This window comes from Ferruginibacter sp., from assembly GCF_049840995.1.
In the GTDB taxonomy this organism is placed as follows: Bacteria; Bacteroidota; Bacteroidia; order Chitinophagales; family Chitinophagaceae; genus Ferruginibacter.
Map to the genome: position 1 here is coordinate 119,517 of NZ_JASGIP010000007.1, position 26,262 is coordinate 145,778.

General features: G+C 42.7%; 21 protein-coding genes. 15 read left to right on the forward strand and 6 right to left on the reverse strand.

Annotation, left to right across the window (positions count from 1 at the left end):
• The first annotated feature begins 28 nt into the window (after positions 1-28).
• From QM738_RS18915 to QM738_RS18930, 4 genes are all read left to right on the forward strand, one after another.
• Positions 29-379 (forward strand): four helix bundle protein, encoded by a 351-nt coding sequence (locus QM738_RS18915; protein WP_462278307.1) that lies wholly within the window; start codon positions 29-31, stop codon positions 377-379.
• Between the two features lie 52 nt (positions 380-431).
• On the forward strand, positions 432-1,709 hold the full coding sequence (locus QM738_RS18920) for a glucose-1-phosphate adenylyltransferase (RefSeq protein ID WP_462278308.1): 1,278 nt from the start codon (positions 432-434) through the stop codon (positions 1,707-1,709).
• 113 nt (positions 1,710-1,822) lie between these two features.
• Positions 1,823-3,379: an MFS transporter gene (locus QM738_RS18925; protein WP_462278309.1), complete on the forward strand. Its 1,557-nt coding sequence runs from the start codon at positions 1,823-1,825 to the stop codon at positions 3,377-3,379.
• 4 nt (positions 3,380-3,383) lie between these two features.
• A complete protein-coding gene (locus QM738_RS18930) occupies positions 3,384-5,249 on the forward strand; it encodes an alpha-amylase family glycosyl hydrolase (RefSeq protein WP_462278310.1) in 1,866 nt (621 codons plus the stop codon).
• Between the two features lie 67 nt (positions 5,250-5,316).
• Here QM738_RS18930 and QM738_RS18935 read toward each other — a convergent pair whose 3' ends face one another.
• Both QM738_RS18935 and QM738_RS18940 read right to left on the reverse strand, forming a co-directional pair.
• Positions 5,317-6,078: a GLPGLI family protein gene (locus QM738_RS18935; protein WP_462278311.1), complete on the reverse strand. Its 762-nt coding sequence runs from the start codon at positions 6,076-6,078 to the stop codon at positions 5,317-5,319.
• A 25-nt stretch (positions 6,079-6,103) separates the two neighbouring features.
• Positions 6,104-8,875 carry an outer membrane beta-barrel family protein gene (locus QM738_RS18940; RefSeq protein ID WP_462278312.1) on the reverse strand — a complete coding sequence of 924 codons (2,772 nt, stop codon included), beginning with the start codon at positions 8,873-8,875 and terminating at the stop codon, positions 6,104-6,106.
• Positions 8,876-9,026: 151 nt separating this feature from the next.
• Between QM738_RS18940 and glgB the strand changes: the two genes are divergently transcribed.
• The 3 genes from glgB to QM738_RS18955 are packed head-to-tail and all read left to right on the forward strand — an operon-like array spanning position 9,027 to position 12,114.
• Positions 9,027-11,069 carry a 1,4-alpha-glucan branching protein GlgB gene (gene glgB / locus QM738_RS18945; RefSeq protein ID WP_462278313.1) on the forward strand — a complete coding sequence of 681 codons (2,043 nt, stop codon included), beginning with the start codon at positions 9,027-9,029 and terminating at the stop codon, positions 11,067-11,069.
• 27 nt (positions 11,070-11,096) lie between these two features.
• Positions 11,097-11,624: a tetratricopeptide repeat protein gene (locus QM738_RS18950; RefSeq protein ID WP_462278314.1), complete on the forward strand. Its 528-nt coding sequence runs from the start codon at positions 11,097-11,099 to the stop codon at positions 11,622-11,624.
• Entirely contained in the window at positions 11,527-12,114 is a 588-nt protein-coding gene (locus tag QM738_RS18955) for a tetratricopeptide repeat protein (RefSeq protein WP_462278669.1), read from the forward strand. The genes QM738_RS18950 and QM738_RS18955 overlap by 98 nt, the downstream gene beginning before the upstream one ends.
• A gap of 54 nt (positions 12,115-12,168) precedes the next feature.
• On the opposite strand, the gene QM738_RS18960 is transcribed toward QM738_RS18955, so the two are convergent.
• From QM738_RS18960 to QM738_RS18970, 3 genes are all read right to left on the reverse strand, one after another.
• Positions 12,169-12,771: a DUF1684 domain-containing protein gene (locus QM738_RS18960; protein ID WP_462278315.1), complete on the reverse strand. Its 603-nt coding sequence runs from the start codon at positions 12,769-12,771 to the stop codon at positions 12,169-12,171.
• Positions 12,768-13,499: a spheroidene monooxygenase gene (locus tag QM738_RS18965; RefSeq protein WP_462278316.1), complete on the reverse strand. Its 732-nt coding sequence runs from the start codon at positions 13,497-13,499 to the stop codon at positions 12,768-12,770. Before QM738_RS18965 ends, QM738_RS18960 begins: the two co-directional genes overlap by 4 nt.
• Before the next feature lie 211 nt (positions 13,500-13,710).
• Positions 13,711-14,127 (reverse strand): nucleoside-diphosphate kinase, encoded by a 417-nt coding sequence (locus QM738_RS18970; protein ID WP_462278317.1) that lies wholly within the window; start codon positions 14,125-14,127, stop codon positions 13,711-13,713.
• A gap of 231 nt (positions 14,128-14,358) precedes the next feature.
• Between QM738_RS18970 and QM738_RS18975 the strand changes: the two genes are divergently transcribed.
• Together QM738_RS18975 and QM738_RS18980 are read left to right on the forward strand one after the other, a co-directional pair.
• Complete coding sequence (locus tag QM738_RS18975; protein WP_462278318.1) at positions 14,359-15,378, forward strand: DHH family phosphoesterase; 1,020 nt, start codon at positions 14,359-14,361, stop codon at positions 15,376-15,378.
• 17 nt (positions 15,379-15,395) lie between these two features.
• Entirely contained in the window at positions 15,396-16,415 is a 1,020-nt protein-coding gene (locus tag QM738_RS18980; protein WP_462278319.1) for an FKBP-type peptidyl-prolyl cis-trans isomerase, read from the forward strand.
• Positions 16,416-16,452: 37 nt separating this feature from the next.
• On the opposite strand, the gene folP is transcribed toward QM738_RS18980, so the two are convergent.
• Positions 16,453-17,277 (reverse strand): dihydropteroate synthase, encoded by an 825-nt coding sequence (gene folP, locus QM738_RS18985; protein WP_462278320.1) that lies wholly within the window; start codon positions 17,275-17,277, stop codon positions 16,453-16,455.
• A gap of 92 nt (positions 17,278-17,369) precedes the next feature.
• Between folP and QM738_RS18990 the strand changes: the two genes are divergently transcribed.
• The 6 genes from QM738_RS18990 (at position 17,370) to QM738_RS19015 (ending at position 26,189) form a co-directional block, all read left to right on the forward strand.
• Complete coding sequence (locus QM738_RS18990; protein ID WP_462278321.1) at positions 17,370-17,918, forward strand: DUF1599 domain-containing protein; 549 nt, start codon at positions 17,370-17,372, stop codon at positions 17,916-17,918.
• A gap of 67 nt (positions 17,919-17,985) precedes the next feature.
• On the forward strand, positions 17,986-19,131 hold the full coding sequence (locus QM738_RS18995; protein WP_462278322.1) for a BT_3928 family protein: 1,146 nt from the start codon (positions 17,986-17,988) through the stop codon (positions 19,129-19,131).
• Between the two features lie 67 nt (positions 19,132-19,198).
• Positions 19,199-20,245 (forward strand): ABC transporter permease, encoded by a 1,047-nt coding sequence (locus QM738_RS19000; RefSeq protein ID WP_462278323.1) that lies wholly within the window; start codon positions 19,199-19,201, stop codon positions 20,243-20,245.
• A 107-nt stretch (positions 20,246-20,352) separates the two neighbouring features.
• Positions 20,353-21,699: a 3-keto-disaccharide hydrolase gene (locus tag QM738_RS19005; RefSeq protein WP_462278324.1), complete on the forward strand. Its 1,347-nt coding sequence runs from the start codon at positions 20,353-20,355 to the stop codon at positions 21,697-21,699.
• A gap of 40 nt (positions 21,700-21,739) precedes the next feature.
• Complete coding sequence (locus tag QM738_RS19010; protein WP_462278325.1) at positions 21,740-23,098, forward strand: Gfo/Idh/MocA family protein; 1,359 nt, start codon at positions 21,740-21,742, stop codon at positions 23,096-23,098.
• A 106-nt stretch (positions 23,099-23,204) separates the two neighbouring features.
• Positions 23,205-26,189, forward strand: coding sequence for a TonB-dependent receptor (locus tag QM738_RS19015; RefSeq protein WP_462278326.1), 2,985 nt, complete (start codon positions 23,205-23,207; stop codon positions 26,187-26,189).
• Positions 26,190-26,262 lie beyond the last annotated feature (73 nt).

Sequence of the window (26,262 nt, forward strand, 5' to 3'; positions counted from 1 at the left end):
TGCTTAATTTCAATATCGTATTAAATTTATGAACCCTAATGTTTTGGCTGAAAAGAGTTTTGATTTTGCTGTGAGGATCGTAAAACTACACAAGTATTTAAAAAAGGAGTTTGATAAATATATTCTTTCGAAACAAATAGTGAGAAGCGGAACTGCGATCGGGGCTTTAATAATGGAAAGTGAATATGGCAGTTCAAAAAAAGATTTCACAGCTAAGCTGGCTATTTCGCTTAAGGAAGCAAATGAAACGAGGTATTGGTTAAGATTGCTGCATAAAACAGACTACCTTCAAATGAAAATGTTCAATTCCCTTAATAACGATTGCATTGAACTGATAAAGATGTTAACTGCAAGCATCAAGACCTCAAAATCTAGATAATTGTATTTTATTATTCATTATTAATTATATCATTATTAATTAATTTATAATTATGGACACAAAATCTGTAGTAGCCGTAATACTGGGTGGTGGCGCCGGTTCCCGCCTTTACCCCCTTACATCCACCCGTAGCAAACCTGCGGTACCAATTGCGGGTAAATACCGCCTGGTGGATATTCCCATTTCCAACTGCATCAATTCAAGCATTAACCGCATGTTTGTATTAACGCAGTACAATTCTGCTTCGCTGAATAAGCATATCAAGAACACGTATCAATTCAGTGCTTTTAGTAAAGGTTTTGTGGATATACTGGCAGCCGAGCAAACGCCGGATAGCCTGGGCTGGTTCCAGGGAACGGCCGATGCGGTACGGCAATCACTAAAACATATCGGCAATAACGACTTCGAGTACGTGCTGATATTAAGTGGTGACCAGTTGTACCAGATGGATTTTGCCAAGATGATCGATAACCATGCAGCGCTGGGTGCAGATATCACCATTGCCACCATACCTGTCGGCGAAAGGGAAGCACCGGAATTTGGTATATTGAAATCCAATGAAGAGAACCTGATCACTTCCTTTATAGAAAAGCCCAAAAAAGAATTATTACCCGAATGGGTAAGCGATACCGGTGCCGATATGCAGCGCCAGGGCAGGAATTACCTGGCATCGATGGGTATCTACATCTTCAACCGTAAATTATTGTTCGACCTGCTGGAGAAAGACCGTAAGGATGCGACCGACTTTGGTAAAGAGATCATACCATCTTCTATCGATAAACATAAAGTGGTAAGTTACCAGTACGAAGGGTACTGGACCGATATTGGAAATATCTATTCTTTCTTTGAAGCCAACCTGGCATTAACGCTGGAAATACCATTGTTCAATTTATTTGATAACCGCAACGTGGTGTACAGTAGGGCACGTATGCTGCCGCCTGCAAAAATAAGCGGCACAACGCTGGAGCGTACACTAATTGCGGAAGGCTGTATCATTAATGCCAGCCGTATTGAGAACAGTGTAGTGGGCATCCGCAGCCGTATTGGCCAGGGCAGCACCATGGTAAGCTGTTATATGATGGGTAGTGATTATTATGAAACGCTGGAAGAGCTGACCCATAACCTGGAAAGAAGCCTGCCCAAACTCGGCATTGGCGACCGTTGCTATATTAAAAACGTGATCATTGATAAGAACTGCCGCATTGGTAATGATGTGCGTATCAATGGCGGACCGCATTTGCCCGATGCCGATCATTCATTGTATGTAGTAAAAGACGGTATCGTTGTGTTGAAGAAAGGGGCGGTTTTACCCGACGGATTTGTCATATAAATTACATAAAATCACCAAACCATACCAAAACATTCGCTCCTGCGAATGTTTTTTTTGTGGTATTTCAAAAATGTGTATTTTGTACACAATTAACGAAAAACTAAACGATTGCTATGTCTTCTCCCGATCTTCAGCCAAAGAATAAATTATCATTTTGGGACCTGTGGAATATGAGCTTTGGGTTTTTTGGAATCCAGTTCGGTTTTGAATTGCAGAACTCCAATGTAAGCCGCATATTTGAAACCCTGGGTGCCAATAAAGACGAGATTCCCATTCTATGGATAGCAGCGCCCCTTACCGGTTTGCTGGTACAACCTATCATTGGTTATTTAAGCGATAGAACATGGCATCCTTACTGGGGCAGAAGAAGACCCTTTTTTTTCATTGGCGCTATACTGGCCACCATTGCATTATTCATCATGCCCAACTCGCCGGCGCTGTGGATAGCAGGTGGTATGCTGTGGATACTGGATGCATCTATCAATATCTCAATGGAGCCTTTCCGTGCTTTTGTGGGGGATAAATTACCACCATCGCAACGTACTTCGGGTTTTGCCATGCAGAGTTTTTTTATTGGTGTGGGCTCCGTTATTGCAGCCCTGTTGCCCTGGATATTCACCAACTGGTTTCATGTAAGTAATGTGGCAGAAGCTGGTAAGATACCGCCTTCCGTAAAATGGTCTTTCTACCTGGGCGGCTTTGCTTTTTTAAGTGCAGTGATGTACACAGTGTTTACCACTAAAGAATTTCCACCTGAAGACATCGAAAAATTCAAACAGGAAAAAAGGGATACCAGTTTTAGTGATGCTTTCAAAGAAACTTTTGGCGGCATTTTTAAGATGCCCAAAACCATGCTGCAGCTGGCTTTTGTGCAGTTCTTTACCTGGTTTGCGCTTTTCTCTATGTGGATATACGCCACCAATGCTGTTACGGCCAACAAGTATAATATGAAAGTGAGCAAGGCGCTTGTAACCAAAATGGAAACTGCGGCCACAGGCGATCTTTCAAAAGATGAAATAAAAGCCGATGCCAAAAAACAAAAAACACTGCACTCGCTTTTGAGTGATATTGAAGAAATAAAAACCTACCGCAACGATAAAGATCCTGTTGCGATATCAGTGAATCTGGCCAATTATTTTTCCGACAGCCTGAATACACAAACATCGCCGGAAGATAAGGCAGAATTGAAACGGGTGCAGAAAGAATACAATGATGGCGCCGACTGGCTGAATGTATGCTCATCAGTAAGAAACGGTATGGCTGCTGTATTTGCATTTATCATTCCTTTGATAGCCTACCGCACCAACCGCAAGATCACCCACATGATCTGTTTGATAATAGGCGGTGCAGGACTTTTATCCATCTATTTTATCACAAACCCCACTATGATCATCCTGTCGATGGCGATGGTAGGAATTGCATGGGCCAGTATTTTATCAATGCCTTATGCCATGCTGTCTAATGCACTGCCGGCAAACAAGATGGGTTATTACATGGGTGTATTCAATTTCTTTATCGTAATTCCGCAGATAGTAGCTGCTGGTATTCTTGGTTTCTTTACAATGAAGGTATTTCATGCCAACACGCTCAACACTATTGCACTGGGCGGCGTAAGTATGATACTGGCAGGTTTACTTACACTGATCGTAAAAGATGAGGATAAAAACTGAGTGTATGAAAAAAATATTTTTGACAGCCTGTTGCTATGTATTTTTTACAGGCTCTTTTGCACAAACCAGTAATGGTTATCAATGCTATCCCACCAACTGGTGGGTGGGCATGAAGATGAATAAGATACAGGTAATGGTGCACGGCGATAAAGTAGCTGATCATTTCCCTATGATAAAAATGGGACCTAAGGGCACCAAACTGGCCACGGGCGTGAATTTGATGGCCATTACAAGGGTGGAGAATCCCAATTATGTCTTCCTGGATATTGCCATTGATGCCACTGCAAAGCCCTGCAAATTCAATTTTCCTTTTTTAAGAGATATCACTATTGAGTATGAGCTGAAAGCAAGAAGGAAAAATAACGGTAAGGACTATGCGCAGGGAGTAACCTCCCGGGATTTTATTTACCTCATCATGCCTGACCGTTTCAGCAATGGGGATGAAAGCAATGACCGTATTGCCGGCATGCGGGACCAGTCGCTGAACAGGGATACCGTGTTTAACCGCCATGGTGGCGATCTGAAAGGGGTACAAAATCATTTGGATTACCTGCAGCAACTCGGTGTTACTACTATCTGGCTGAACCCTGTGCTGGAAAATGATATGCCCGACCGGACAGAACATGGTTATGCCTTTACCGATCATTATAAAATTGATGCAAGGCTGGGAGGGGATAAGGCCTACCAGGAACTGATAGACGCAACACATGCAAAAGGTATGAAGATCATACAGGATGCGGTGTACAATCACGTAGGGCTGTATCACATCACCGTACAGGATCTGCCGATGAAAGACTGGCTGCACCAATGGGATCATTATACCAATACTACTTATAAAGACCAGGTATTGTTTGATCCTTATGCCAGTAAAAAAGATGTAAAACAAATGGTTGATGGATGGTTCACCCGGCAAATGCCCGACCTGAACCAGAATAATCCCTTTGTGGCCAATTTTTTAATTGAACATGCTGTGTGGACGGTGGAAAATTTTGGTATTGATGGCTGGCGTATTGATACCTATGCTTACAACGATCTTGAATTCATGAATCGCTGCAACAAAGCACTGATGGATGAATATCCCCAGCTGACCATGTTCGGTGAAACATGGGTGCATGGCGTGCCTAACCAAAGTTATTTTGTACAGAATAATTATAATATCTCTTTTAAAAGCAACCTGCAGGCTTCCACCGATTTTCAAACCCTGTGGGGTATCAGCGATGCCATGACAAAGGATTTTGGCTGGACCGATGGCGTGAATAATTTATACACTACATTGGCGCAGGATTATGTGTATAAAGATCCCACAAGGCAGGTGATCTTTTTAGACAATCATGATATGTCGAGATTTTATTCGGTGGTGAATGAGAACATGGATAAATACCAGTCGGCATTATCGTGGTTGCTCACCAGCCGCGGAATACCGGAAATTTATTATGGCGATGAAATTGCCACTACCGGTACCACCAACCCGAATGATGGTCATGTACGCCTGGACTTCCCGGGTGGGTGGAAGAATGATGCGGTGAATAAATTCACTATTGCAGGAAGAACACAAACCGACCAGGCCATTTACCAGCACCTGGCCACGCTGGCCAATTTCCGTAAATCATCTTCGGCATTAACCACCGGCAAAATGATGCAGTATGTGCCTGCTGATGGCGTGTATGTATATTTCCGTTACGATAACAAACAAACAGTAATGGTGATCATGAATACGAGCAAGACAGAAAAGACCATTCATTTCGACCAGTTTACTGAGCGTACCGGCGGTTTCAGTAAATACAATGATGTGATCGCAAAAACCAGCGGCGATATGAATACGATCGCAGTAGGATCTTACCAAACCAAAGTATTGGAATTGACTAAATAACCACGCTTGCGGTAAATAAAAAGTCCCTCCATTATACCAGGAGGGACTTTTTTATTGAGAGGGTTCTTTATAGTAAAATACCCCAGATAAACTGGTTCCTCCACATCTTGCTGTCCTCATCATCATCTTCGCTGGTCCATTCTTTTATTCTTTCATTGATGGTTTTCTTTAAACCTGCATTTGTGTAAGGCTTTTTTGATTCCACAGGTTTGATGGCGCTTACATTCACGCCATTCACCATTACCTTGGTGGCAATAAATGAAGTGTACATTCTTGGAATGGTAAGGCCCAGTATCATGCCCGGTAAACCGCTGATAGAGCAGGGGCCTCCTGAAATAGTGATCTCATCGGTATAAAAAGCAAACACGTATACACTGTCCATTATTTTACCAACCGCTTTGCGGCAGTTGAAACCGGCAATCTGCCTGCTTTCGTTGGATATCTTCCATTCAATTTGCGGTATGGAATCAGACACATAAAATTTAGAACCCACTACATCTTTCTGCATACTGAATTTGTCATTGACAAAATCAAAATACCAGATATTCTCTTCATCGCCGCGGCGCAGGAACTCCGGTACTTTAGCACTCTCATCCCAGCGGCTGAATTTGTAGATACTTTTATTATCTGCAAAGGTGAAGTTGAAATAGGCTGTTTTGAATTGCGGCATATTCTCTTTCAGCATTTCTGCCCAGGTACCATTACCGATCGTTTTTTTAACGTTGGTCTTTACTTCGTATTCAATAACAGCTTTATCAATGAACTGTTGTGCATAGCTGCTGCCGCAAATGAGCAGTGCTATCAATATGCTGTAAATTATTTTTTTCATTTTGTATGATTAATGCGTTATAAAATTATTTTGTAGCGGCGCCTTTGTTTTTAAAGTTCCAGGTAAAGCCGATCATGCAATATCTTTTTAACCGGTCGTTCCTTGTTTCGGAAGTGGTGTTGCCGTAAAAATCCCTTTCAATACCAATATTCTGATTCAAAATATCCCTTACCAGGAAGTAAGCCGTGAATTCATCTTTTTTAAAGGTGCGGCTTAACCTGGCATTCCACAAACTGTTGTTGAGATTGGTATTGAACTGCACTGTTTTCTGGCGAACAAAGTAGCTGTAATCGGTGCTGATGGACCATACTTTTTTGTAATAAACAGTAGCATAAGCGCTGCTGGTATTGGTATAGTATTTATTAACAGTTGTACTTTGCGTGGTCTTATTGTGATTGAATGAAAAATCATTGCTCACGCTAAGATCATATTTCTTGTCTTTTGATTTTGACACATAAATTGAAAGGCCTGCATTTGAAGTACGGGAATAACTTGTTTTGCTGTTGATAACATCAGCAAATTTGTTGTAACTAAAGTTAGGGTTAAAATTAAACCTGATCTCTGGCTTCTTCCATTTAAAACCGATACCACTCCAGAAGCTTATTGAAATATTGCCATCAGTATTGATGGGTTGTGTAGTGGTGCGTCCACTACCGGCATCAATGGTCCTGTTATTAGTGATGGAATTGCTGGTGGTACGGAGGTTCAGTGACTGGTACGACCAAACATCTTTCAGGAAATTATAACTGTTGTGCGAAAGATTAAAGTTATTGCTGAAGGAAGGCTTCAGATCGGGGTTACCAATGTATTGATTAAAGTAATCACTGTTGTTACGCAATGGCTGCAACTGGTTAAGTGATGGCTGCGAAGTATTACCATTATAATTAAAACGCACACTGTGATTGGCCTTGTAACTATACGTAAATGTTGCGGAAGGGAAGAAGTTGGTATAGTTCCGCAGGTAATCTTTATTATAAGTAACGTCGGTAAAATTAAAATGAGTGAATGCAAAGCCACTGCCAAAATTGAATTTTATCTTTTTATCACTGTAGCTGATCTTTACAGAAGGTTTGTTTACCGTGATATTTTGCCTGAATTCATTCGACAAGGAATCCACTACTTGATCATACTTGCCGGTGCCCGGAGTATAGTTATAAGTGGTCAGGTCGTTGGTACCTTTGTTAAACGATATTTCGTCTGCAAGCTCCAGTGCATATTTTTTACTTAATGGTTCTGTATATACCGCTCTTGCAGAAAATTTCTGTGTTTGCTTTTCACTGATCCGTTGCTGATCCAGGTTCAGTATAACATTATTATACAGATCATTGTTGTAGGATTTCTGGTAGTTGTTGGCATCTGTATTCAGCAGGTTCCAGTCGGTATTGAGTGAGAACGTTCTCCTGGCTTTTTTAAATTTATGTTTAAATAAAATGCTGCCGTAATAAGATTCTTTATCAGAATTGGTACGTGTATTGGAATTGCTGATATTCTTTAAAATCCCTTTTTCACCCGCAGTGGTTGAATTAGTGGTCTCTTCACTTTCCGTATGATAGAAATTAGCCTTGGCAGTGAATTTTATAGTGTTATTGGAATCCAGCTTCACTTCGTAAGAGCTATTGATCTTAAAATTATTACGGTTTACGTGTGTAGCAGTGGCCTGGTTGGTATTGATCAAAGAATCACCCACCTGCTGCTGCGTAAATTGTCCTTTATTATTATCGTAGATCTGGCTGTTGAACTTGGGCGAAAAATTCAGTGTTTGTTTATCATTCCATTTATTGCTGTATTGCAAACCTGCATTGGTGTTTTTAATGAAACCATTCTGTGTGTTTACATAAGGCTCATCATCACTGCTGCCGCCACGCCACATCATCATAATGCCGCCATCATCATCCATGCTCATACTCATATTATCATTATCGCCGCCAAACTTTTCCATATCCTGCCAGTTCAATCCATCTTGCCCGGTATTACCATTCAGCACAAAGCCTGAGATCTTTCTTTTACCCTTAAATGAACTCAGCATTATATTGGTATTATAGCGGTCATCGATGTCTTTTTGCGGGCCACCTGCTGCATCTATCTTACCAAAGTAGCCTTTCTTTTTATCGTCTTTTAATTTAAGGTTGATGGTCTTTTTACTGTTACCATCATCAATACCCGTAAACTCTGCCTGGTCGCTTTTTTTATCAAATACCTGTACTTCCTTTACGGCATCGGCCCTTAAATTTTTAACGGCCATACCGGGATCATCGCCGAAAAATTCTTCACCATCCACCAATATCTTTTCCACGGTCTCACCCATGGCTTTTATCTTTCCATCTTTATCTACCTGTATGCCCGGTAGTTTTTTCAGCAGTTCCTCTACGTTGGCATTGGCGCTTACTTTAAAACTATCGGCTGTATAAATGGTGGTATCTCCTTTGATACGTATAGGATTACCGCTTTTTACAATTACTTCCTGTAATAATTTGGTCTTGCTGGTTACCAGCAGGTCGCCAATTTTTGTTTCGCCGGCTTTTACTTCAATATTATCTAACAGGTCGGCATAATAGGGGTGTGTGGTCATTAATATATAGCTGCCGGGCTTTACATTTTTGATCACAAAATTTCCATTCTCATCCGTACGTGCAAAACGATGCAGGATGGAATCTTTTACAGTTAACAAGGTAACTACAGCATTTTTGATGGGCTTTTTTTCAGAACCGTCTTTGATATTCCCGGATACAGTGTTGTTTTGACTGAGAGCTGACAGGCTGAAGAAGATACCTATCAGCAGTGCAGGTAATTTGAGCATAAACAGGGTGGTTTTGTGTTTTTTATGGCAATAACTAAATTCTTAGTTAAAAGTCGTAATAATTATTGTAATTCCTTAATTACAAATCTTAAATTTACGTTAAAGCAAAATTCGGCTTAAACAATCACTCACCTGCAACCTGATTATATAAATGGCAACTTCACAATCACCAGCGGTAAAAAAGAAAACGGTTAAAAAGAAGGCCGTAAAAGAGAAAATAATAAAAAAGAAAACTACAAGCAAAGTGGCAACAGCAGTTAAATACGAAGAACAATATTTTGTTGATAGTGAAAAACCGGTGTGGAATTATTCTTTATTCACCGATGAAGACATCCGCAATTATCAAAGAGGTACATTGTATAATGCCTATACCAAATTTGGCAATCATGCAATGAAGGTGCTGGATACAGCCGGTTTTTATTTTGCAGTATGGGCGCCTAATGCCACTGCCGTAAGTGTTATCGGCGATTTTAACGGCTGGAACCCGGTGGCGCATAACCTGTATGTAAGGCAGGACGGGTCGGGGATATGGGAAGGATTCATCCCGCATTTTCAAAAAGGAGAGGCTTATAAATATCATATAGTTGGTTACAAAGGCATACAGCTGGATAAAGGCGATCCCTATGCCGGTTACTGGGAAGTGAGGCCCAACACGGCTTCCATTGCATGGAATACGCAGCCCGGCTGGAATGACGCCGCATGGATGAAAAAAAGAAAAAAGAACAATGCACTCGATTCAGCCTGGAGTGTGTATGAAGTGAACCTGGCCAGCTGGATGCGACCTGTAAAAGATAATGAAGAAAGCCTGAACAGCTACAGCCAGATCACCGAACGTTTAGTACCGTATGTAAAAGGTATGGGCTTTACACATGTGGAACTGATGCCGGTAATGGAACATCCATTTGATGGCAGCTGGGGATACCAGGGCACGGGCTATTTTGCACCTACCTCACGGTTTGGCACACCCGAAGAATTTGCCGCCATGGTGGATGCCTTTCATCAAAACGATATTGGTGTGATACTGGACTGGGTGCCTTCGCATTTTCCTTATGATGCACACGGCCTGTTCATGTTCGATGGTACGCACACCTACGAATATGCGGATATGCGCAAGGGTTTTCACCCGGACTGGAACAGTTATATTTTTAATTACAGCAGGGGAGAAGTAAAATCTTTTTTGATCAGCGGCGCCCGCTACTGGTTCGATAAATTTCATATCGATGGTATCAGGGTGGATGCAGTGAGTTCTATACTGCGCCTCGATTATTCCAGGAAAGAAGGTGAATGGGAACCCAATGCATTTGGCAGCAACGGCAACCTGGAAGCCATTGAATTTGTGAAACACCTGAACGAAACGATCTACCGCGATTTTCCGGATGTACAGACAATTGCGGAAGAAGCCACCGACTGGCCCAAGATAAGTAAACCCACTACCGAGGGTGGTCTTGGATTTGGTATGAAGTGGATGATGGGCTGGATGCATGATACCCTGGATTATTTCAAATTCGATCCATTGTACCGCCAGCATCACCAGAACAAGTTCACCTTCAGCATGATGTATTTTTATGACGAGAATTTTATGCTGCCTTTGAGCCATGATGAAGTGGTGCACGGCAAAAGCCCGATGATCTATAAAATGCCGGGGGATGAATGGCAGAAATTTGCGAACCTGCGGCTTTTATACGCTTATATGTTCACACATCCCGGTGCTAAATTGTTGTTCATGGGCAACGAATTTGGCCAGACAGCCGAATGGAATTATAAAAGTGAACTGAACTGGGAACTGCTGCAGTTTGATTGCCACAATATGCTGCAGGAATGTGTAAGGGATCTTTGTCATTTGTACAGGGACGAACCCGCATTGCACGAACTGCAGTTTGATACAGCTGGTTTTGAATGGATAGACCTGAATCACCGGCAGGAATCGGTAATGGTATACCGCCGCAAAGGAAAGAAGAAGAAAGACGATATACTGGTGATATTGAACATGACACCCGTGGTGCGTAACAACTGGAAGATCAATGTATATGGCAAGGCGGCGTGGCAGGAACTGTTCAACAGCGACAGTAAAAAATACTGGGGCACAGGAGATACGTACAACCCTGAAATTGAAGTGAACCTGGTGGATAAAAAAACAGGATTGTACGAAATAAATGTGCACCTTCCTGCGTTAGCAGCCATAGTACTTAAATAGCGGAATAATTTTTGCGAAATACCTTATATGAAAAACTTCTTAACAGCACTAACCATCCTTGTTTCAGCACAATCCTTTGCGCAGACGGACAGCGCTGCTTTTTTCTACCAGAAAGGAGTAGAGGAAAAGAATGCGAAACGTTTTTTATCAGCCTCCAAGAACTTTGATAAAGCCATCAAGCTGAATCCTCAATACACTGCCGCCTATATTGATAACGGCTATGCCAATCTTGAAATGCGCAAGACCGATGTGGCAATAGCCAGTTTTACAAAGGCCAACGAACTGGAACCAGCTAACAGTGTTGCCATCGGTGAGCTGATGAGTTTATATTTCAGTTACAGGCAATACGCAAAAGCCATTGAGTTTGCACAGAAATGTAAGGATTGCGCCAATGCAGAAAAGAATCACTGCATTAAGCCTATACCAGCAGGAAGATTATGCAAAGGCAGAAAAAGCATTGCTGGCCTATCTTTCAAAAACACCGGCCGATGCGGATGCGAACTATGCACTGGGCCGCAGCTATATGGAAATGGAGCAAATGCCCAATGCCATTAAATTCTACGAAAAAGCAGTGCAGGCAGATGGCAGCCGCAGCCAGTGGTTCAACGAACTGGGCATTTTATATTACACTGCAGAGAATTATAAAAATGCCGTGATCAATTTTAATAAAGCTGCTGCAGCGGGATTGACCGTTACCAATGATTTTAATGAGAACCTCGGCTTCAGTTATATTTATTCCGGTGAGTTTGATAAAGGTGAAAAATTAGTGCAGGAGCTTATTGCAAGAAAGCCCGGTAATAAAGACCTGTTACGTGATGTGGCACAGGCATTTTACGACCGCAAAATGTATGATAAATCGCTGGACTATTGCCAGAAACTACTGGAACTGGATGCCAAGGACGCACAGGCATTGTACCAGGCCGGTATGTGTTTTCAGAAAAAAGGCGAGAAGGACAGGGGACAGGCCATGTGTGATAAAGCGATTGAAATGGATCCTTCACTGGCAAAGAACAGGAAACAGATGCAGATGCCCGGTGGTTTATAACCGATACAGAATGATATTTAAAAAGCCGTTTTACAATAAAACGGCTTTTTGTTTTTAATGAGTTGCTTTTGCAAATGCTTTTTCTCCGGCATTGATGGCAATGGCCAAATAATTTTCCCGCGGTGGTATGGGGCAATTATAACCGGTGGTGTACGCACAGTAAGGGTTATACGCTTTATTGAAATCTATTACCACTTCGTTGTTTTTGATATCTGTTGTAAAAATATCAATGTACCTGCCGCTGCCATAAGTGGCTTCGCCAGTGGTGAGATCGGTAAAGGGAATGAAAAGATAATCTTTATAAGGATCGTTTTGCTTTACCGGTGTGGATTGATAAACCGTGAGTTGCAGGGTGGTATCGTGAATGATAAAAATGAGTTTACCATAGCGCCTGAAATCTTTTTGTGGTATGGTCTTACCAGAGGTTTTCATTCTTACAACACTGGTGTCTGCCGATCTTTCAAAACGGCACAGCACTTTAAAATTCTTATCTATTGTAAAAAAACGAAAGTATTTACGGTCGCCGCCCTTTACCACTTCGTGCGATGATACATATTGCTGCTGGTATGCTTTCAGCGAATCGTTGTAGGTTTTATTTTTTTGTGCAAAACAGCAGGTCGCTGTCAGTAACAAAATAGTGGTCAACAGGCTTTTCATATTTTACCTTTTAGGGGGTTAACACCTTTTACAGTGCCGATGCAACCGGTTATCTTAAACCGTACAAACATGTCTTCACTGTACCAGTTCTCCCGGCGGGTTCTTTGTATCACTTCCTGGTGTTCTTTTTCGCCGTAGGCAAATAATTTCATGGCATCGGTATTTTGCCAGATGCTGAAGGTAGCCTGTTTTATCCAGGGAATTTCGCCAATGCCATAGGAAGTAACAAAGCCATCTGCTTCGGCCATTTTTGCGGCCACGCCATCTACGTATCTCCAGAATTGCTTGAGTTTGGAAAGGCGGATGGTGGCCCTGGTGAGCACTGCTACCTGGCCTTCCAGTTCGGCTTTTTTGGGCAGGTCGTCAAAAACGGTCTTGCCGTCCCACAGCCCATGGCCTTCCACAGATTCCAGCAGGTAGGTAATGGTCTCGCAATTAAAGGCGCTGAGCCACCTGCTGATGAATTTGCCATACAGTTTCTGTATCAGCAGTTCGCCCCGGTAATTCTTAAGCTGTACGTGCTTGAATTTGATGTTGGAAACCGAAAAAATGGCCCATTGCTGCAGGTCGGGCCTTTTATCAAAACTGCCATTCTTACCACTGCCCATCAGCTTCCAGAAACGGCATCTTTTATTGAACCAGAGCGGGAAACGGAATAATACCATGGCCAGGAAGGCAAAGAAAATAAAGCGCTTCCGGTACCTGATGATCGTAAGAGTTGCTGTCATATAAATTACAAATGCAATATAGCCCAAACTTTTGCGTTATAGGTATAAGACACCGTTTTTACCTTAAACTGTAGTTTGTTTGTGCTTTTAGTTAAGAAACAGCCCGCTGATTTTTCAGGGGGCTCTTTTCATTTAATAGCATTCATCAACATTGTTTGGTTTGACGAGCAGCGATCCGTTACCGGATTTTGTAATAAAATATTGGCGGGGCTTAAAACTGTTCCAGCTTGCTGAAAAAGAAATCTCCTTCGATCCTTGCATTTTCATCGCTGTCGCTTCCGTGAACGGCATTTTCGCCTACAGAAGCAGCATATAATTTACGGATGGTACCTTCCTCTGCATTAGCCGGGTTGGTAGCACCGATCAGTTTACGAAAATCTTCCACAGCGTTCTCTTTTTCCAGTATTGCAGCTGTGATAGGGCCCCTGCTCATAAATTCCACCAGTTCTCCATAAAAAGGCCTTTCAGCGTGTACTGCGTAAAATTCGCCTGCTTTCTGTGCGCTCAGCTGTGTCATCTTCATGGCTACTATCCTGAAACCTGCTGCATTTATCATTTGTAAAATAGCACCGGTGTTTCCTTTTGCAGTTGCATCGGGCTTGATCATTGTGAAAGTTCTGTTACTCATTGAATCGTTTTTTTGAGCGGCAAAGATAGGGAACGATTGGGGATTTTAGATTGGCGATTGCAGATTTTGGATTGGCGATTTTAGATTTGGGATTTTAGATTGGCGATTGCAGATTTGTGAAAAAATTTACCGCTGTAAGGCTCAAAAAATCTAAAATCGGCAATCTGCAATCTAAAATCTCCAGCCTGCAATCTAAAATCCCCCGTTTTCCCCTACTTTTGCGCCTCATTTATGCAGCCGATACAAAACATATTTCCCCAGCTCAGCCAGCCACGTAAAGTGGTCATTACCATGCACCAGAAACCCGATGCCGATGCGATGGGCTCTTCGCTGGCGCTGTATCATTTTTTGCTGCAGTTCGGGCACCAGGTCACGGTGATATCGCCTACCAACTGGGCCACTTTTTTAAACTGGATGCCGGGTTGCAAGACGGTGCTGGATTTTGAATCGCCTAACGACAAGGCAAATAATGCCATTGCCGAAGCCGAATGGATCTTTTGCCTGGATTTTAATACGCTCAGCCGTACCAAAAGAATGGAAGAGAAACTGGCGCATGCAAAAGCAGAACGTATATTGATCGACCATCACCGTGAGCCGCAAACAGAAATGTTTGCATACGGCATCAGCGATACCGGCAAAAGTTCCACCGCCGAAATGATCTACGATTTTATCATCAACTCCGGCAATGAAGAAAGGATCACACCCGAGATATCCGAATGCATTTATGCAGGTACCATGACGGACACGGGTTCGTTCCGTTTTCCTTCCACCACGGCCAGCGTGCATAAAATGGTGACCAATCTAAAAGAACGTGGCCTGGAGCACAGCCATATTCACGAAGAACTGTTTGATAATTTTTTAGAGAACCGTTACCGTTTTATCGGCAATATATTGCTGAACCGTATGGAGATCTTTTACGAATATAATACGGCGCTGATCGCTATACCGCAGCAGGATCTTGTAAAATTCGATATGCGAACCGGTGATACAGAAGGTATCGTTAACTTTCCATTAAGTATTAAAGGGATTAAATTAGCCGCCATTATCATCGACAGGGGCGAGGAGCGCAAGAGCTCGTTCCGCAGCAAGGGTGGTTTTGATGTGAATACATTTGCAAGAAAATATTTTAATGGCGGTGGCCATTTTAATGCGGCAGGCGGCTTTAATAAAGAACCGCTGGAAGAAGTGGTGGCAAAGTTCAAACAGGCCATGAAGGAAAATGTAGAACAGTTAAGCAGTTATCAATTTTAAACACATAATAATAAACAATGAAACAATCTTTTAATGTAGCGGTTATTTGCTTATTGACGTTGGCGGCCTGCACCACTCCTTTCAAAAAAGCGAAGGATGGATCGCAGTACAAAATAATAAGCGTGAAAAAAGGCCCCAAATTAGTAACAGGTAATTTTATGGAGATGAGTGTGGTGGCAAAATATAAAGACAGTCTTTTATACAGCACTGCAGATGAAGGCATGCCACAGTATGGTTTGTATGATACCGCAAATTTCCCTATACCTTTTAAAGAAATTTTCAAAAACGTACATGTAGGTGATAGTATAATATTGAAAGTATCTACCGATACTTTGATTGCAAAAGGCCAGAGTGCACCTTTTATGAAGAAAGGCCAGTTCCTGTACCAGATGTATACCATTACCAATGTATTTCAAACCAAGGAACAGGTAGACAGCGTACAAAAGATCTACGTGGCTGCAGTACAAAAGAAAGATTCCCTGCTGGCTATTGAGCAAACCGCTAAAGACAATAAATCTATTGACAGCTTCCTTACCAAGACCAATGTTACGAATGCTGTAAAAAGCCCTAAAGGCACTTATGTACAGATACTGGATCCCGGTACCGGTAACACACCAGATTCAAGCCAGGTATTACTTGTAAATTATACAGGTAAAACATTTGCCGGCGAAACTTTTGATTCCAATACAGATTCTGCGTTCCAGCATGTGGAACCCTATCCAGTTAATATGGCTGCACCGCAGGTAATACCGGGCTGGGTGGATGGATTGAAAATGCTGAAGAAAGGCGCTAAAGCAAAATTCTTTGTGCCTTCAGGTCTGGCGTATGGTAAAAGAGGCAGCGGTGATAAAATTAAACCTAACCAGAACCTGGTGTTTGATATTTCTATAGCAGATATCCTTACCCAGGCGCAGTATACCGATATGATGAAGAAGAGACAGGAACAGGAAATTGCCAAACAAAAAGCGATGGAAGAATTGCAGAAACAACTGCAACAACAAGGTCAGAGTGCAGCACCGGTTGCTCCCAAAAAATAAACGGATCATTAAAAGATAATTAAAGCCCGCTGCATATTCAGCGGGCTTTTTTATAAGCAGTAAACAGTGTTACGGCTTCTTTTGCTTCTTTTACATCGTGTACCCTTAATATGGAGGCGCCGTTCATTAACGCCATGGTATTTAAAACGGTGGTGCCATTTAAAGCCTGGTCAGCTGTAGTGCCCAGGGTTTTATAGATCGTGCTCTTTCTTGAAATGCCTGCCAGTACCGGCCGGTGGAGCATTTGAAACACTTCCAGTTTTTTCAGCAGCGAAAAATTATGTTCGATCGTTTTACCAAAACCAAAGCCTGGGTCGATGATGATATCTTTTATACCCGCCTTTGTGCAGGTATCGATCGTTGCAATAAAAAAATCCAATACTTCTTTAGTCACATCCTCGTATTGCGGATCTTGCTGCATATTGCCGGGGGTGCCTTTCATGTGCATGCAGATGTAGGGTACATTCAGTTGTGCAACGGTTGCATACATTAACGGATCCATTTTGCCGCCACTGATATCATTCACTATGCCGGCGCCGGCTTCCACGGCTGCTGCGGCTACAGTGCTGTAATAAGTGTCGATGGAAATAAGTGCGTCCGGGTATTTTTGATGGATGCTGCTGATGACCGGCAGCACTCTTTTTAATTCTTCTTCTACCGTGATCCTTTCGCTGCCGGGCCGGGTGCTCTGGCCACCAATGTCCAGTATGCCTGCACCATCCGAGAGCATGCGGCCGGCCAGTTGCAGCATATCATCTTGCAGGTTGCCTTTGTAAAACGAATCGGGTGTGGCGTTGATGATGCCCATCACCAGCGGGGCGTCCCAGCTAACAATTTTTCCTTTGCAGTTTATGGCGAACATCGGTTGAATTCAGTTATTTTTGAGCTAAGATACAATTACCACCGTCAATAGCTGCAAAAGGCGATACGGCATTAAATAATGATTTTTTTCTGATGACAACGAACCAACAATATGATGCAGCTGTGGCATCGTGTAAAGACATTTTTTTAAAAAAGACGGCTGATTATGGTACTTCGTGGCGGGTTTACCGCATCATTTCCGTTGCCGATCAGATCTACATCAAAGCCAAACGCATCCGCACCATACAGGAAAAAGGCGAACAGAAAATAGGGGATGATATACTGAGCGAATTCAAAGGCATACTGAATTATGGTATCATCGGGCTGATACAACTGGATATTACCAACGATGAAGTGGAAGAACTGCCTGTTGCAACGGTACAAAAACTGTACGAAGAAAAGATCAGCAACGCCAAGAACTTAATGCTCGATAAAAATCATGATTACGGAGAAGCATGGAGGGATATGAGCCAGGAAAGTTTTGTGGACCTTATACTCGCAAAAATTTTACGCATCAAACAGATCATTGCCAATAAAGGCAAAACGATCGTAAGTGAAGGCATTGATGCCAATTTTTATGATATTATCAATTATGCGGTGTTTGGGTTGATATTGATCGAAGAAGGGGTGCATGGTTCATAGTTGAAAGTTCAAAGTTGATGGTTGAAAGTTGATTGAAGCGAAAGTTAAAAATTAGTTTAAGATATTTATGAAAGTAACAGTCAGCATTGCACGCATTTTAGTGGGAGGGCTTTTTATTTTTTCCGGCCTGGTAAAAGCCATTGATCCGTTGGGGCTGGCGTATAAGATGCAGGAGTTTTTTGAAGTATGGGCAGATGCCGGTTATTTTAAAAGCCTGATGGACTGGCTGCATGTATATGCCACCGGTTTTTCCATATTTATGATCACGCTGGAAGTGGTGCTGGGTGTGGCCCTGCTGATGGGCTGGTGTAAGAGATTAACGGTTTGGTTATTGTTCCTGCTTACCCTGTTCTTTACTTTTTTAACTGCTTATGTTTTATTCAGTGGCAAAATAAGGGCCTGCGGCTGCTTTGGCGATTGTATACCACTTACGCCGATACAGACCTTTACCAAGGATATCATCCTCACACTGCTTATCATATTGCTGCTGTTCGGACAAAAATATATTCAGCCTTTATTTAAAAAAATGGTGGGCGGCATTGTGGTGCTGCTGTCATTGATAGCAGTATTGGCACTGCAGTTTTATGTATTGAAACATTTACCTGTAAAAGACTGCCTGCCGTATAAAGTGGGCAATAATATTTTGGAGTTGCGCAAGATGCCGAAAGATGCCGTGATGGATAAATACGAGTACAGCTTTTTTTATGAAAAGAATGGTGAGAAAAAAGAATTCAAGGTAACTGCTTTGCCCGACAGCAGCTGGAAATTCCTGGAACGAAAAGAGATACTGATACAGAAAGGGAAGAACAATGTACCATTGATCAATGATTTTACTTTTACCACAGCAAGCGGTAATGATACAACTGAGGATATTTTAAATCAGCAGGGTAAATACTATTTGTTATTTATAAAGGATATACCAAAGGATACAGACGCAGCATGGGTGAAATATTTTAAAAGCATTTATAACCAGGAGAAAAAAGTGGCGGGATTACCCGTGTATGTGATCACAGCAGCATCAGTAAAAGAAATTCAATCCTTTCTTAATGCAGATATCCCGGTTTTCATTTGCGATGGTACGGCAATAAAAACTGCAGCAAGGGCTAACCCAACTATCTTTTTAATGAATGGCCCTGTGATCGTAGATAAAAAAAGCGGAACCGATATTAAGAAAATATTCGGCCTGGGAGGATTTGTTGGAATGAAGAATTAAGTATTGCCTTAGTGCGATACTGTGAGCTGCTATCAATTATTCATTATAAAATTATCCATTTCAGCAGGTGGCTTACATCTTCAAAAAAATATTTTATTCTTTGCTCGTGCTGCTGGGCGTCGTGATACTCGTATTCATCATGTTCCAGGGCTTCGGCGATCCTGCACGTATGATAGTGGGACAAACGGGAGATAAAAAAACCATGGATAATATCCGCAAGGATCTTTACCTTGATCAGCCCAAATGGAAACAATTGCTGCTGTACCTGAACGATGTTTCACCATTGAGTTTTCATACACAAGCGGATATTGATAAAAAAGAATTGAAAGGTTTTTTTATAGGCGGCGAAACCAAGCTGGCTTTTAAAATGCCATACCTGCGCCGCAGTTATCAAACCAAAAAAGCCGTAGGGCAATTGCTGATGGAAGCCCTGCCGGGCACCTTGCTGCTGGCTTTGGCAGCCATGTTATTTGCTACTGTTATCGGTGTATTACTGGGCGTACTGGCTGCAGTCAAACGGGGTACCTGGTTGGACAGTTCCGCTGTATTTGCCAGCATTGCCGGTATATCAGCGCCTTCGTTTTTTATGGCCATCATCATTGCCTATGTTTTTGGGGTGGTGCTGCATCCTTTCACCGGCCTCAACCTTACCGGCAGCTGGTTTGATATGGATGATGTGACAGGTGAAAAATACCTGACACTAAAAAATTTGATACTGCCCGCATTTACACTGGGCATACGGCCACTGGCCATTATTACTCAACTTACCCGCAGCGCTATGCTGGATGTGCTGAGCCAGGATTATATCCGCACAGCTTATGCAAAGGGACTGAGTAAAAGGGTAGTGGTGTTTAAACATGCGCTGCGCAATGCACTCAATCCTGTTATCACCGCCATTACCGGCTGGTTTGCCGAATTGCTGGCAGGCGCTTTTTTCGTGGAATACATCTTTGGCTGGAAGGGCATTGGCAAGATCACCGTGGATGCGCTGGAAAAACTGGATTACCCGGTGGTGATGGGTTCAGTGCTGCTAAGCGCCTGTATCTTTATTGCCATTAATGTGCTGGCAGATGTGTTGTACGGCATTATTGATCCCCGCATTAAAACAGCTTAATGTTGCCACGCTGATCGGGTTTATCCACATGTTGCCAAAACAATTTTATGCAGCCTGCTGCATGGATGACGGTTTTTACTTAAATTGCTTTTACCTAACGATCTTGTATGAAAAATTTCTTCGCCCTGCTGGGCATTTGTTTTATCTCTGCTTTACATGCGCAACAATGGCAGCCTTTGTTCAACGGTAAGGATCTTACAGGATGGAAACAACTGGGCGGCGCTGCAAAATACAAAGTACAAAACGGTGAGATAGTAGGCACTTCTGTAGCAAACACACCCAATTCATTTTTAGTAACAGAAAAAGATTACGGCGATTTTATTTTTGAGACTGATATCAAACTGGATGATACAGTCAATTCCGGCATACAGTTCCGCAGTTTAAGCACCGAAGATTATATGAAGGGCCGGGTGCATGGTTATCAAATGGAAGTAGATCCTTCATCAAGAAAATGGAGTGGTGGTGTATATGATGAAGCAAGGAATGGCTGGCTGTTCCCGATGGAACTGAATGAAAAAAGCAAGATCGATTTTGTTACGGGCAAATGGTATCATTACCGGGTGGAATGCATTGGTACGAATATCAAAACATTCATCAATGGTAAACTGATGGCACAGGTGGTGGATAATACCACGGCCAAAGGTTTTTTTGCTTTGCAGGTGCACCAGGTTAAAAGTGAGGCAGAAGCCGGAAGAGATATTCACTGGAAGAACATCCGCATACAAACCACGAACCTGAAAGCTACGCCGGATGATGCGGCTACAGCGGTGGCTGATTTTATTCCCAATTATATTTCACCGCTGGAAGCAAAGCAAGGCTATAAATTATTGTGGGATGGCAAGACCACCAATGGCTGGCGCGGCGCTTACAAAGAAAGTTTTCCTGCAAAGGGGTGGGAGATAAAAGATGGTGAACTGCATGTGCTGGCTTCCAGCGGTGCTGAATCGCAGAATGGCGGCGATATTGTTACCACCGGCGAGTACAGCGCTTTTATTTTGCAATTTGATTTTAAAATAACCGACAGCGCCAACAGTGGGGTAAAATATTTTGTAACTGAAAATGAAAAGAACAGTGGCTCGGCTATTGGATTGGAATACCAAATACTGGATGACCTGAAACATCCTGATGCCAAACTCGGGTCGATCGGTAACCGTACACAGGCTTCGCTGTACGACCTGATACCTTCCATTAAGCATCCCAATGCCAAAAGAAATATCGGCGAGTGGAACAGGGGTATGATCATTGTATATCCCGATAACCGTATAGAACATTGGCTCAATGGCATTAAAGTGCTGGAATACCAACGCGGCACACCGTATTATTATGCGCTGGTGGCAAGGAGTAAATACGAAAAGTGGCCCAATTTCGGAATGGCTGCAAAAGGCCATTTGTTATTGCAGGATCATGGCAACCATGTAATGTTCAGGAGCATTAAAATAAAAGAACTGAAATAACTTTTTTAAAAATAATTATTCATTCTTCAATCATACCATCATGTCCATCAACCGTCGCAAGTTCATACAGCAGTCTGCCAAAGCAGGCATCGCCATTTATGCAGGCATCAATGGCTTCAGTGCAAAATCTTACGCCAATATCCGCGGCGCCAATGATCGTGTAAGGGTAGGCGTGGTAGGCTTTTCCGACAGGCACAAGAATTCTCATATTCCTGCTTTTATGGATCATTACAAAGAATTGAATTTTGATATTGTCGCGGTATCGGATATATGGAAATTGCGAAGGGAAGCGGGACAGGAATTTTTAAAATCAAAGATGGGGCATGATATAACAGCCTGCAGGAATAATGATGAATTATATGCACTCAAAGACCTTGATGCCGTATTCATCAGCACTGCCGATTTTCAGCATGCATTACATTGTATAGAAGCAGTTAAAAATAAAAAAGATGCTTATGTAGAAAAACCTTTTGCCGAAACGATGGAAGATGCAAGGGCTGCATTGAAAGCGGTGAAGGCTTCACAACAGATTGTACAGATAGGCTCACAACGCAGGAGCGGGGCTAATTATAAAGCTGCAGCAGATTTTATTCAGCAGGGAAAATTTGGTGCCATTACTATGGTGGAACTGAACTGGAATGTGAACCAGCCCGGCCGCTGGCGCAGGCCCGAGTTAGTGGCGCAATGTAAAGAAGAAGATCTTGACTGGAAAAGATATTTAATGAATCGTCCTGCTGATAAATTCGATCCAAGAAAATACCTGGAGTACCGTTTATTCTGGCCTTATTCTTCCGGCTTACCCGGACAATGGATGAGCCACCAGATAGACACCGTACATTGGTTCAGCGGCATTCAGCATCCCAGAAGTGTTGTTGCCAATGGTGGTATTTACCAATGGAAAGATGGACGGAAAAACTGGGATACCATCACAGCTGTATTTGATTATGGTCCTGAAAATGATGCCGACAATGGTTTCCAGGTAATATTCAGTTCAAGAATGAATAATGGTGATGAATCACCCTCAGAGATCTATTATTCTAATGGTGGTGAATTGAACCTGATCACCAATAAAGTTTCTCCAAAAGGCGGCCTTACAAAAAAAATGGCCGATGCCATGCATATGCAGCCCAATCTTTTGCCTGAGCTCGATCTTACTGCATCAGCAGATAAAGTGATAGCTTCTGCCAATACCGGCAATGATCCGCTTACATCCAACCATGTGCGCAACTGGATGGAATGTATCCGTAGCCGGAAACAACCCAATGCACCGGTGGAAGCAGGTTACATGCATTCTATTGCGTGTATCATGACCAACGCTGCTGTACATACCGGGCAAAAAGCAACTTTCGATCCCAAAACACAGGAAGTGATGGCTGGAGGAAAAGTGTTCAAATACTAAACAGCAAGCGAACTTACCTGTACTGTGCTGGTTGTTCCGTTTATTTTTTTAAACGGCCGCCAGTTATTTACCCCGTCAGCGTCTAAATGGTAAATAACTAACCAGTATGAGGAAAGTATACCTACTTTTTTCCCTGATGTTGCTGACGGGGCTTGCTGCATCTGCACAAAAAACAACCGGGTCTGTAAAAGGTGTAATCCTGGATACCACAGGTAAACAGCCATTGGCAGGCGCCACTGTGTCCATTGTATTTACCAAAGATTCTACGATGGCCAATTTTATCATGAGCGATAAAGCGGGCCTGTTCGAGATAAAGGACCTGGACAATGACACTTATAAACTCCACATTAGTTTTAAAGGTTTTGAAGCTTACCAGAAAACATTCACCATATCGGATACAAAAAAAACTGTTGACTTTGGAAGGATCGTGATGAAGGCCGACCTGCATACGCTGGATACTTTTGTGGTGACCAGTGATGTGCCGATACAGATAAAGGGGGATACCACGCAGTTCAATGCGAGCGCTTTTAAAACGGTGCCCAATGCTACCACGGAAGACCTGTTAAAAAAACTGCCCGGTGTGGAAGTGGATGCGGATGGTAATGTAAAAGCACAGGGTGAGGATGTGACCAAGATATACGTGGATGGCAAGGAATTCTTTGGTAAGGATCCTAAAATGGCTACCAAGAACATTCCAGCGGATATGATACAGAGTGTGCAGGTATATGATGATATGAGCGACCAGGCAAAATTTACCCGTATTGATGATGGCAGCCGCAGCAAGACGATCAATATTGTACTGAAGAAGAACCGCCGCAAAGGATATTTCGGGAGGGCCATTGCAGGCATGGGCGATAATGAACGGTACCAGACTTCGCTTACGGCTAACCGTTTTAACGATACCCGCCGTATTTCGTTGATAGCATCTTCCAACAATGTAAATAAACAGGTATTCAGTAACAATGATATTGTAACAAGAATGGGTGGTTTTAGTGGTGCAGGTCGCAGTGGCGGCGGAGGAGGTGGTGGAGGAACAAGGGGCGGTGGTGGCGGCACCGGTGGTGCAGGCGGCAACGGGCTTACCACAGCTTCATCCATCGGTGTGAATTATATTGATAAGATAGGAAAGAAGATAGACGTAACCGGTAGTTATAATTATTTTGAGACCCGTAATAAAAAGGAGCAGACCACTTACAGGGAATCCACTTTCTTCAATGATTCTTCTGCAACGGAGAACAGCAGCAGCAATTCGGTGAACAGCAATTACAATCACCAGTTCAACCTGCGGTTCGAGTTCTATATCGATTCCATGAATTCGATCCTGTACACACCCAATGTTTCTGTTCAGCATTCGGAAAATTACAGCGAGAGCAATTCTTCCACTATGGCGGTAAAGCCTTCGGTAAAATATTTATCCAACAGCAATGCAGCGGTATACCAAAGTGAACGCAATGGTACCAGTATCAACAACGAATTACTGTACCGTCGCCGGTTTAAAAAAGTAGGCCGTACGTTCACACTGGGGTATTCGAGTGGTATTGATAACAGCACCGGCAGCGGTACCAATGTTTCGCCGATATATTTTTATAATCCCGATGGCACGGTTGCCACCGTGATAGACCAGAATTATGAAAGTGCGCAAAAGACCCGCAGCACCAGCAATGTCATCACCAGTTCCTTTACAGAAATGTTCGGCAAGAACAAGATACTGGAGTTGAATTATGCTTACACCAACCGGCAAAGCACTTCGGATAAGGATGCGTATGATTATAACAGCAGTACCAAACAGTTTGACATCATCAATAAACAGCAGACCAATTATTTTGATAACAGTTTTATAGCACACCGTTATGGAGGTAATTTCCGTTTCGTGATGCCTAAATACAGTTTTCAATTGGGAACATCGGTGCAGACCTCTATGCTTGATAATAAAAGTATCCGCGGCATTTACCAGAACAATGGTAAAGATTCCATTATCTACACCAAACAGCAATACACCAATTTGTTCCCTACGGCCAACTTTATTTATAATTTTTCCAAAAAGACCAATCTTGCCATTCATTACCGCGGCCGTACCAACCAGCCTACGGTGAACCAGTTGCAGGATGTACCCGATCTTACCAACCTGCTGCGTATCAGTGTAGGTAATCCTTCACTGAAGCAGGAGTTTGGGCATACAGTAGATATCAGTTTTAAAACACTCAATGCAGTTAACTACAAATACCTGAACATTACTATCAATGGTTCGCAAACCAGCAACAGGATCGTGAACAGCACCGATAGTTTAACATTGGGAACATTAAAAAGCCTGGGCTTACCCGATTCGCTTTTGCGCCCCGGCGTGCAGATCATCCGTCCGCTGAACCTGAATGGTGCTTTCAATGTTTCTTCCAATATTACCGTAGGTATTCCCTTTACAAAAAAACTGAAAGGCAGCAGCGTGAATTTTACCAACGTGGTGAATTACAACCACAGCCTGAGCATGCTGTATAAACAACTGAATGTTACCAATACATTGACGATATCACAATCTGCCGGCGTGAATATGGATATCAAGAACATTGTGAACTTTGGTTTAAGGGCAAGGGTTGCTTATTCGCAGGCAAAATACAGTATTGCACAGGGCAAGAATAATACGGATTATTTTACGCAGACCTATTCCACCGATATCAATTATTACATTACTAAATCACTGATACTCTCCACTGATTTTGATTGTATCCTGTATACCGGTCAATCTGCAGGGTTTAACCAAACCATCCCATTATGGAATGCCAATATTGCCAAGCAGTTATTTAAAAAGAAGAACGGCGAAATAAAATTTTCTGTGAACGACCTGCTGAACCAGAACCAGAGCATCAGCCGTACCCAGGGCGAGAATTATTATTATGATAGCAGGACAGTGGTGTTAAAACGATATTTTTTGCTTACATTTACGTATAACCTTAACCGTTTCGGTGGCAAAAGGCCGCAACAACAGGGAGGTAATCAGAATGGCGGCGGTGGTAACCGTATGCAACGCGGCAATGGTGGTGGAAACGGCGGCGGTAATGGAAGAAGAGGCGGTGGCGGCAATGCAGCTGATTTTTAATTTCTTTATAAAAGAGTATAACACCTATTTAAAACCACCCAAAAAAGAAATCCCCGCTTGTTGAGCGGGGATT